This is a genomic window from Aeromonas cavernicola (assembly GCF_002795305.1).
Lineage (GTDB): Bacteria > Pseudomonadota > Gammaproteobacteria > Enterobacterales > Aeromonadaceae > Aeromonas > Aeromonas cavernicola.
This window is the reverse complement of the sequence record NZ_PGGC01000067.1, coordinates 20247-30615: the sequence shown is the minus strand read 5'-3', so window position 1 is coordinate 30615 and position 10369 is coordinate 20247. Positions and strand designations below refer to the sequence as shown.

Here is a 10369-nt window from a genome sequence, read left to right as displayed (position 1 = left end):
ACGGAGCTAAGCCGCGAGCAGTTTGGCCCGATCCTCCATGTGGTGCGCTACGCCACTCGGGATCTGGACCAGGTGATCAGCGACATCAACGGCACCGGCTACGGCCTGACGCTGGGCATTCACAGCCGCAACGAATCCCATGCCGAGGAGCTGGCGAGCCGGATCAATGTCGGCAACGTCTACATCAACCGCAACCAGATTGGCGCCATGGTTGGGGTGCAGCCATTCGGTGGCCAGGGGCTCTCCGGCACCGGCCCTAAGGCTGGCGGCCCTCACTACTTAAGCCGTTTTGTCACCGAGAAGACCCGCACCATCAACACCACTGCGGTGGGTGGCAATGCCTCCCTGCTGGCGATGGGGGATGCCTGATAGGCTAAGGATGGCGCTGTCAGCGCTACTGAATCCGCACTCGGTTTAATAATAACAATGCCAGTCAGTGAACCCTGACTGGCATTGTTATTAGTGAGCTTGGCAGAAGGAGGGCGAGGGTCTCTGGCCCCGTCTACTCGGCCCCGTCAGCTTAAGCGCCGCCATGCTCGGCGCTCGCCGAGGCGATGCCGAGAACGATGGCGACGACGTGAGCGGTTAGCCCTTGAGCACCGCGGCCATGGCATCGGCCACGTAGTCGACGTTGCGACTGTTGAGGCCCGCCACACACATGCGGCCGGAGCGCACCAGATAGACTGCGAACTCCTCGCGCAGACGATCTACCTGCTCCGGGGTGAAGCCGGTGTAACTGAACATGCCGCGCTGGTTGATGAAGTAGCTGAAATCACGGCCCGGCACCTTAGCGCTCAGCACCTCGAACAGCTTCTGACGCATCGCCTTGATACGGATGCGCATCTCACTCACTTCATCGACCCACAGGGCGTGCAGCTCGGGCTGGCTCATCACAGCCGCGGTGATCTGGCCACCGTGGGTGGGGGGGCTGGAGTAGTTGCGACGCACCGTGGCCTTCATCTGGCCCAGTACCCGGCTGGCTTCTTCGGCATCTTGGCAGATCACCGACAGGCCGCCGCAGCGCTCGCCGTAGAAGGAGAGATTCTTGGAAAACGAGTTGCTGACGAAGAAGCTGACGCCAGCGGCCACCATGGCACGAATGGCGTAGGCATCCTCTTCTAGCCCATCACCGAAGCCCTGATAGGCGATGTCCATAAAGGGGATCAGGTTCTTCTCAACCACCAGCGCAATCACCCGATCCCACTGGGCGCGGGAGAGATCGACCCCGGTCGGGTTGTGGCAGCAGGGGTGCAGCAGCACGATGCTTTTTGCTGGCAGGGCGCCAAGGCAGCTGATCATCGCCTCGAACTGCACGCCGCCGGTAGCTGCATCGTAGTAGGGGTAGTCGTGCACCTTGATGCCTGCCCCCTCGAACATCGCCTTGTGGTTATCCCAGGTCGGATTGCTGACCCACACCTCGGAGGTCGGGAAGTAGCGCTTGAGCAGATCGGCCCCGATCTTCAGGGCACCGGAGCCGCCGATGGTCTGGATGGTGGCGATACGTCCCGCCTTGACCGCTTCATGGTCGGCACCAAACAGCAGGTGTTGCACTGCGGTGCGGTAGTTGGCGGCGCCTTCCATCGGCTGGTAGGGGCGTGGGGCCGGGGCGGCTGCGCGCTGGGCTTCGGCCTGCTGCACCGATGGCAGCAGTGGAATACGGCCCTGCTCGTCGTAATAGAGGCCAATCCCTAAGTTCACCTTCTGCGCGCGGGTGTCGTGATGAAAGGTCTCAACCAAGGTTAGGATGGGGTCGCCAGCATAGGCATCAACGTGTTCAAACATGGGGGGTCCTTGTGCAATAAAATCCCGATAACGGAGCGATAGAAGCCGCGGCCATCATGGCGCAAAGCGGGAAATGGCTCAAGCTTGAACCCACCGGTGCCAGCGAGTAGGGGGGCGCGAATGACGGAGGCAACCCTTCAACACCTGCGGTGTAGAATACTCGTTTCGATACTGGGACGAGATGGTCACTGTTGACATAACATTCCAGCTTTGTGCGCCGGAGGGTTCTGCCAAGAAATATAGTGGTGGCAAGGAAGGGGGCATCAGCACTGACTGTGAGAACGATGGCGGCAGGGGATTGTGTCGACCATTTGTTCGCTTTATGAACTAACAAGAAGCTTCTGTCAGTTGTTGCAACTGCCTTCTGGATTTCATGTATAGGGGGTAGCGGGTTTTATAACACCGAGCAGCCGACAGCTCAGTAGATCGTTGGCAAGTCGCATATAGCGTGTATTGGAGGTGAGAATCTGATGTTGGGCAACCGACGGAGGTGCCTTAATCGTAAGAGGCTGGGGCACTCAACATCACCCGATATATTGAATACATCATCTCGGGATATGCTGGCTGTGCGGAAAAATAAAAACCGGCCGAATGGCCGGTTTTTTAGCGTCGATCGGCTGGCTATTAAGCCATTGCTTTGATCTGAGCAGTCAAGCGGCTCTTGTGACGAGCAGCTTTGTTCTTGTGGATCAGGCCTTTAGTAGCCATACGATCCATGATCGGCTGAGCGGTAGCAAAAGCAGCAACGGCAGCGGCTTTGTCGCCAGAAGCGATGGCAGCAATAACTTTCTTCAGGTAAGTACGGGTCATAGAACGACGGCTGGCGTTGTGTTGACGACGTTTCTCTGACTGAATCGCGCGCTTCTTAGCAGATTTGATATTAGCCAAGGTAAAACTCCTAAAACTGTCTTAGCGAGTGTATTGAAAAGGCCCAGAAATATGCCTTCACAACCACATATTGTCAAATGATTTGTGCAAATAAACACCGCCCCACAACGTTGTTCCAGTATGGTGTGTCAGTTGGGGGGCGGTTAAACTGTCGGCCGATTCTAACAGCATTCTTTTCATTCTGACAGTTCCAGAGGCCTTGTCTTGAGTAAGAAATTGATCAAATCCGGCATGATAGTGTCCGCAATGACCTTGGTATCCCGTGTGATGGGGTTAATACGCGATGTGGTCATCGCCAATTTGCTTGGTGCTGGGGTGGCCGCTGACGTCTTCTTCTTTGCCAATCGCATCCCCAATTTTCTGCGTCGTCTGTTTGCCGAAGGCGCCTTCAACCAAGCCTTTGTCCCTGTGATGACCGAATACAAAAAAAATGGGGATGAGCAGGCTGTGCGCGAGTTGCTGGCGGCCGTAGCGGGCACCTTGGGGGGGATCGTCACTGTAGTCACTCTGCTGGGGGTGCTCGGGTCGGGGGTGCTCACCGCCCTATTTGGCTGGGGCTGGTTTTGGGATTGGCTCCATGGCGGGCCGGCTGCCGAAAAGTTTGACCTTGCCAGTCTGATGCTCAAGATCACCTTCCCCTATCTCTGGTTTATCACCTTTACCGCCATGGCGGGGGCTATCCTTAATACCTTCGGCCGTTTTGCGGTCTCGTCGTTTACGCCGGTGTTTCTCAACATCACCATGATTGCGGCGGCCTGGTGGATTGCGCCGCTGATGGATAAACCAGAGATCTCGCTGGCAATCGGGGTCTTTTTGGGAGGGCTGGTGCAGTTTCTGTTCCAGTTCCCCTTTTTACGCCAAATCAACATGCTGGTTTGGCCTAAGTGGGGCTGGCATCATCCGGGAGTGGTGAAGATCCGCACCCTGATGATCCCTGCCCTGTTTGGTGTCTCGGTGAGCCAGATCAATTTGCTGATTAACACCATGCTCGCCTCTTTTCTCGCAACGGGTGCCATCAGTTATCTCTATTACTCCGACCGTTTACTGGAGTTTCCCCTTGGCCTGTTTGCGGTGGCCATCAGTACCGTGATCCTGCCTGCACTGGCCAAGAAGCACGTCGATGCCGACCCCACCGACTTTTCTCGCACCATGGATTGGGGGGTGCGCATGGTGATACTGCTTGGCCTGCCAGCCATGATTGGCATCGCGGTCTTGCGCGAGCCCATCCTGCGGGTGCTATTTATGCGTGGCGAGTTTGGGCTGCATGAAGTGAGCATGTCGAGCGCCAGCCTGCTGGCCTCTACCACGGGGCTGCTGTCGCTGATGCTGATCAAGGTGCTGGCGCCGGGCTACTACGCCCGTCAGGACACCAAAACCCCGGTGCGCATCGGGGTGATGTCGATGATCGCCAACATGGCCTGCAACATCGTTTTTATCTACCCGCTTGGCTATGTCGGGTTAGCGCTGGCCACAGCCTGCTCGGGTACGCTCAATGCCGCCCTGTTGTTCAAGGGCCTGTATCAACAGAGCGTGTACCGACCTTCGCGCCACACCGGCGTGTTCAGCGCTAAGCTGCTGGTCGCCAGTATGCTGATGGGAAGCGTGCTGGCCTATCTGTCGCCGGATCTAGCCCAATGGGGGGCATGGAGTATGGGCAAGGCCAGTTTGCAGCTGACCATGCTGCTGGCGCTGGGGGCCACCATCTATGCCGTGGCGCTGCTGGTGCTAGGGGTTCGCCCCCGCGATCTCAGGGTCGGCCAGTGAGCTGTCCGCCCGCGAACGGATGGTGGATTTGAGCAGCCAAGCTGAAATCGGGTCTGCAACAGGGCTGACCCTGCTGGCGGGCTGATATATAATCCGCCGATTTCCAGAGCAGCAACCCACAAGGCATCGATGGAGCTCATTCGCGGTATTCACAATCTCAAGCCCCGTCACCGGGGCTGTGTCTTGACCATAGGCAACTTTGATGGCGTTCATCAGGGGCACCATGCGGTATTAGCACGCCTGAAAGAGAAAGCAGCCGAACTGGGGTTGCCTGCCTGCGTCATGCTGTTTGAGCCACAGCCGCTGGAGCTGTTTGCTGGGAGTGAGGCACCCGCTCGGCTGAGTCGATTGCGAGAAAAGTGTGAAGCGCTGCAAACATTACACATCGATCGCCTACTTTGTGTGCGCTTCACCCACCGGTTTGCTGAACAAGCCGCCTCGACTTTTATCGAACAACTACTGGTCGAGCAGCTTGGCGTGCGCTATCTGGTGGTGGGGGACGATTTTCGCTTTGGCAAAGGGCGCGAAGGCGATTTCCAACTGCTGGAGCAGGCCGGCCGCCGCTGCGGTTTCGAGGTGATCAGTACTCAAAGTTTCCAACTCGAACAGCAACGGGTCAGTAGCACCTTGGTGCGCGAAGCGCTCAAAGCGGGGCGGATGGCAGAGGTCGAGCTGATGCTCGGCCGCCCTTACGCTATCAGTGGCCGAGTGGCTCATGGTGACAAGCTAGGCCGCACCATAGGTTTTCCCACCGCCAATCTGGCCCTCAAGCGTCAGGTTATTCCGGTCGGTGGCGTGTTCGCAGTGGAAGTGGTATGTTCCGGCACGACTTTCCCCGCTGTTGCCAATGTGGGGGTGCGGCCGACTTTGAGCGGCACTCAAGCCAGATTGGAAGTACATCTATTTGATTTTTCTGGTGATCTATATGGTCAGCAGGTCAAGGTGCTGCTTCGCCACAAGCTGCGCGAAGAGCAAAAGTTTGCCTCTTTCTCTGCCTTGAAAGAGCAAATCGAACGAGATGCCTTGGCGGCCCGAGCGTGGTTCGGGCTGCCGCAATGTCATTTACCCAGCACAGTGTTAGAAAAGAAGGGAACCCAGGACCGATGAGCGACTATAAACACACCCTGAATCTGCCGGAAACTGAGTTTCCGATGCGCGGCGATCTGGCCAAGCGCGAACCCAACATGCTCAAGCGTTGGTACGATCAGGATCTCTACGGCGCCATTCGCCGCGCTAAAGCGGGCAAGCCCTCTTTCATCCTGCACGATGGCCCCCCCTATGCGAATGGCAGCATTCACATCGGTCACTCGGTCAACAAGATCCTCAAAGACATCATCATCAAGTCCAAGGGCCTCTCCGGCTTCGATTCCCCCTATGTGCCGGGTTGGGATTGCCACGGTCTGCCTATCGAGCTGAAGGTGGAAGGCATGGTCGGCAAGCCGGGCGAAAAGATCTCTGCTGCTGAATTTCGCGCTGAGTGCCGCAAATACGCCAAGACCCAGATCGAAGCACAGAAGACCGATTTTATCCGTCTGGGTGTGCTGGGCGACTGGGAGCACCCCTATCTGACCATGGATTTTGGCACCGAAGCCAACATCATCCGCTCCATGGCCAAAATCGTTGAAAACGGCCACCTGCACAAAGGTTCCAAGCCGGTGCACTGGTGTACCGACTGTGGCTCCGCGCTGGCTGAAGCCGAAGTGGAGTACTACGACAAGAACTCCCCCTCCATCGACGTGCGTTTTAAGGCCGTTGACGAGGCAACTGTTGCTGCCAAGTTTGATTGCGCCGAAGGCCACCTTGGCCGCGGCCCGATCTCTGCGGTGATCTGGACCACTACCCCGTGGACCCTGCCAGCCAACCGCGCCATCGCCATGCACGCCGATCTGGATTACGCACTGGTGCAGGTCGAAGGGGAGCACCCCGAGCGCCTGATCCTGGCCGCCGAGCTGGTCAAGGATGTGATGGACCGGGCCGGTATCGAGAAGTTCCACAATCTGGGTTATGCCAAGGGCGCCGCGCTTGAGCTGCTGCGCTTCAACCACCCCTTCTACCGCTTCGACGTGCCGGTCGTACTGGGTGACCACGTCACCCTGGATGCCGGTACCGGCGCCGTACATACCGCCCCTGGCCACGGTCAGGAAGACTTCGTGGTCGGTCAGAAGTACGGTCTGGAAGTGGCCAACCCGGTTGGCAGCAACGGCGTGTACCTGCCGGATACCGAACTGTTTGCTGGCCAGCATGTGTTCAAGGCCAACGCCTCCGTGGTCGAAGTGCTGACCGAGCGTGGCGCCCTGCTGCATCACAAGGTGTTTAACCACTCTTACCCGCACTGCTGGCGTCACAAGACCCCGATCATCTTCCGTGCTACTCCACAGTGGTTCATCAGCATGGAACAGAAAGGGCTGCGGCAGCGCGCACTGGCAGAGATCGAGCGCATCGAGCAAGACGGGATCAAACAGCACGGCCAGAGCGGCTGGGTACCGGCCTGGGGTAAAAACCGGATTCAGGCGATGGTCGAGAACCGTCCTGACTGGTGTATCTCCCGTCAGCGCACTTGGGGCGTGCCTATCTCCCTATTCGTCCACAAAGAGACGCAGGAGCTGCACCCAGAATCGGTGCGCTTGATGGAAGAGGTGGCCAAGCGGGTGGAGCAGTCGGGTATTCAAGCGTGGTGGGATCTGGACAAAGCCGAGCTGCTAGGCAGCGATGCCGACCTGTACGACAAGGTGCCTGACACCCTCGACGTCTGGTTCGACTCCGGTTCAACCCACTCCTCCGTCGTCGATGCCCGTCCCGAGTTCAACGGCAACCCAGCCGACATGTATCTGGAAGGTTCTGACCAGCACCGCGGTTGGTTCATGTCCTCGCTGATGATCGGCGTGGCGATGAAAGACAAGGCTCCCTACAACCAAGTGCTGACGCACGGTTTTACCGTGGATGGCCAGGGTCGCAAGATGTCCAAGTCCATCGGCAACGTAGTCAGCCCGCAGGACGTAATGAACAAGCTGGGTGCCGACATCCTGCGTTTGTGGGTTGCGAGCACTGACTACACCGGCGAGATGACCGTCTCCGACGAGATCCTCAAGCGCTCCGCCGATGCCTATCGCCGGATTCGTAACACCGCCCGCTTCCTGCTGGCCAACCTGAACGGCTTTAATCCGGCGACCGATATGGTAGCACCGGCCGATATGGTGGTGGTGGATCGCTGGGCTGTCGGTCGTGCCAAGGCGGTGCAGGCCGAGATCGTGGCGGCGTTCGACGAATACAACTTCCACGGCGTGACCCAGAAGCTGATGCAGTTCTGCTCCATCGAGATGGGCTCCTTCTATCTGGACGTCATCAAGGACCGGCAGTACACCGCCAAGGGCGACAGCCTGGCCCGTCGCTCCTGCCAGACCGCCCTCTATCATATCGCCGAGGCCATGGTGCGCTGGATGGCGCCGATCATGAGCTTCACCGCTGACGAGATCTGGGCACTGCTGCCGGGTGAGCGCGGTGAGTTCGTGTTCACCGAGGAGTGGTACGACGGCCTGTTCGGTCTGGAAGCGGGCGAAGTGCTGAACGACGAGTTCTGGGCTGAGATCCTCACTGTGCGTGGTGAAGTGAATAAGGCGTTGGAAGTGGCCCGTGGCGAGAAGCGTATCGGGAGTTCGCTACAAGCCGAACTGACCCTGTTCGCTAAGCCGCAGTTGGCCTCGCGTCTGAACGCGTTGGCCGATGAGCTGCGCTTCGTGTTGCTCACCTCCAAAGCCAAGGTCGTCAGTGTCGATGCTGCCCCGGCCGACGCCGTGGCGACCGAGCGCGACGACCTGTGGCTCTGCGTCGCCCAGTCTGCTGCTGCCAAGTGCGACCGCTGCTGGCACCATGTGGAAGACGTGGGCACGATCAACGGTCATGAAGAGATCTGTGGCCGCTGTGTCAGCAACGTTGAGGGTGACGGCGAAGCTCGTCAATTTGCCTGATGAATATGACTCACCATAAAAGTGGCCTGCGGTGGCTGTGGCTGGCGGTGCTGGCGTTTGTCTTGGATCAAGGGAGCAAACTCGCGGTAGTCCAGTTGCTGCCCTTTGGCTACCCGGGGGTGGAGATCACCCCCTTCTTTAATCTGGTCCATGTCTACAACAAGGGGGCGGCATTTAGCTTCCTCGCCGATCAAGGAGGCTGGCAGCGCTGGTTCTTCGCGGTGCTGGCATTTGCCATCTGTGGTCTGCTGATCCACTGGCTGCGTAAGCAGTCGGTAACCCAGCGCTGGAGCGGTATTGCTTACTCCTTCATCATCGGCGGGGCATTGGGCAACGTGTTTGATCGGCTGGTGCTGGGCCATGTGGTCGATTTCCTCGATTTCTACTGGAGAACTGCCCACTGGCCTGCGTTCAACCTGGCCGACAGCTTTATCTTTATCGGGGCCGCCATGATTGTGTTGGAAGGATTCCGTGGTGAGAAAAAGGAGCAGGCATGAGCCCGCAAATCACCGCTAACAGCAGCGTGCTATTTCACTTCTCCATCAAGTTGGAAGATGGATCGGTCGCCGACAGCACGGCGCTGCACGGCAAGCCAGCCCGCCTGCGGATGGGCGATGGCAGCTTAACCTCTACCTTCGAGCAGTGCCTGTTGGGCCTGTGCGAAGGAGATAGCAAGAGTTTCACGCTGGCGCCGGAGCAGGCGTTTGGCCTGGCTAATCCCGACAACATCTACCATCTCGACCGCGCCAAATTTGGCGCCGATGTGGAGCCCAAGGTCGGCACCATCATCCTGTTCGATCAGCCCAACGGTAGTGAACTGCCGGGCATCATCCGAGCAGTGGCAGGGATGTCGGTCACGGTCGATTTCAACCACCCCCTAGCGGGTCATACCGTCACCTTCGAGGTAGAGATTTTGGCGGTTGATGATGAGGAGGTAAGCCACTAATGGATATTTTGCTCGCTAACCCCCGTGGTTTTTGCGCTGGCGTCGATCGCGCCATCAGCATCGTTGAGAGTGCGCTGGAGAAGTTTGGCGCCCCCATCTATGTCCGTCACGAGGTGGTGCACAACCGCTACGTGGTGAACAAGCTCAAGGAGGCGGGCGCCGTCTTCGTCGAAGAGCTGGATGAGGTGCCCGATGACAGCATCGTCATCTTCTCCGCCCACGGCGTCTCCAAAGCAGTGCGCGAGATGGCCAAGTCCCGTGCTCTGAAGGTGTTCGATGCCACCTGCCCGCTGGTGACCAAGGTACACATGGAAGTCCATCGCGCCAGTCGCAAGGGCGCCGAGGCTGTGCTTATCGGGCACGCCGGTCATCCCGAGGTGATCGGCACCATGGGGCAGTACGAGAATCGCGAAGGCGGCATGTATCTGGTGGAAACACCGGAAGATGTGGCCAAGCTCAAGGTGAAGAATCCGGATGATCTCTGCTTCGTCACCCAGACCACGCTCAGCATGGATGAGACCGCCGAGGTGATCGATGCGTTGCGCAAGCACTTCCCTAACATTCAGGGGCCGCGCAAGGATGATATTTGTTATGCCACCCAGAACCGTCAGGATGCGGTGCGGGAGATGGCAGAGCAGGTGGAGGCCATGCTGGTGGTGGGGTCGCGCAACTCTTCCAACTCCAATCGGCTGCGGGAGCTAGCCGAGAAAGTGGGGGCGAGGGCTTACCTTATCGACGATGCCTCCATGATCGAAGCTGACTGGCTGGCGGGCGTAAAGGTGATTGGCGTGACGGCGGGTGCGTCAGCCCCCGAGGTGCTGGTGCAGAATGTGATTACCCGTCTGCGTGAGCTGGGTGGCAAGGTGGTGGCTGAGCATCCTGGCCGCGAAGAGAACATCGTGTTCGAGGTTCCGCCTGAACTTAGGATAATTTGAGCCCTCTCCTGCGGCCTTTAAAATAAAATGCAATGATGATGGCGCCGAGTTTGTTCTAGTAGCAAACTCGGCGTTAAACTTGATAGAAC

At 58.3% G+C, this 10369-nt stretch carries 9 protein-coding genes; 7 read left to right on the top strand and 2 right to left on the bottom strand.

Annotated elements, in window-relative coordinates:
• Positions 1-369 (top strand): aldehyde dehydrogenase family protein (locus CUC53_RS07510; RefSeq protein ID WP_157798220.1); only part of this gene is annotated, 369 nt, incomplete at its 5' end.
• 216 nt (positions 370-585) lie between these two features.
• Here the strand turns inward: CUC53_RS07510 and CUC53_RS07505 are convergent.
• Both CUC53_RS07505 and rpsT read right to left on the bottom strand, forming a co-directional pair.
• A complete protein-coding gene (locus tag CUC53_RS07505) occupies positions 586-1782 on the bottom strand; it encodes an amino acid aminotransferase (RefSeq protein WP_100293583.1) in 1197 nt (398 codons plus the stop codon).
• A gap of 624 nt (positions 1783-2406) precedes the next feature.
• A complete protein-coding gene (gene rpsT, locus CUC53_RS07500) occupies positions 2407-2670 on the bottom strand; it encodes a 30S ribosomal protein S20 (protein WP_100293582.1) in 264 nt (87 codons plus the stop codon).
• A gap of 204 nt (positions 2671-2874) precedes the next feature.
• Here rpsT and murJ point away from each other — a divergent pair, with 204 nt between their 5' ends.
• The 6 genes from murJ to ispH all read left to right on the top strand — a co-directional run bounded on the left by murJ (position 2875) and on the right by ispH (position 10280).
• Positions 2875-4434 (top strand): murein biosynthesis integral membrane protein MurJ, encoded by a 1560-nt coding sequence (gene murJ / locus CUC53_RS07495; RefSeq protein ID WP_100293581.1) that lies wholly within the window; start codon positions 2875-2877, stop codon positions 4432-4434.
• A gap of 129 nt (positions 4435-4563) precedes the next feature.
• The gene (gene ribF, locus CUC53_RS07490; protein ID WP_100293580.1) at positions 4564-5541 is read left to right on the top strand and encodes a bifunctional riboflavin kinase/FAD synthetase; all 978 of its coding nucleotides are present in this window, start codon (positions 4564-4566) and stop codon (positions 5539-5541) included.
• Positions 5538-8399 (top strand): isoleucine--tRNA ligase, encoded by a 2862-nt coding sequence (ileS, locus tag CUC53_RS07485; RefSeq protein WP_100293579.1) that lies wholly within the window; start codon positions 5538-5540, stop codon positions 8397-8399. Before ribF ends, ileS begins: the two co-directional genes overlap by 4 nt.
• A complete protein-coding gene (lspA, locus tag CUC53_RS07480) occupies positions 8399-8896 on the top strand; it encodes a signal peptidase II (RefSeq protein ID WP_100293578.1) in 498 nt (165 codons plus the stop codon). The genes ileS and lspA overlap by 1 nt, the downstream gene beginning before the upstream one ends.
• A complete protein-coding gene (gene fkpB, locus CUC53_RS07475; RefSeq protein WP_100293577.1) occupies positions 8893-9345 on the top strand; it encodes an FKBP-type peptidyl-prolyl cis-trans isomerase in 453 nt (150 codons plus the stop codon). Before lspA ends, fkpB begins: the two co-directional genes overlap by 4 nt.
• On the top strand, positions 9345-10280 hold the full coding sequence (ispH, locus tag CUC53_RS07470) for a 4-hydroxy-3-methylbut-2-enyl diphosphate reductase (protein ID WP_100293576.1): 936 nt from the start codon (positions 9345-9347) through the stop codon (positions 10278-10280). Before fkpB ends, ispH begins: the two co-directional genes overlap by 1 nt.
• Positions 10281-10369 lie beyond the last annotated feature (89 nt).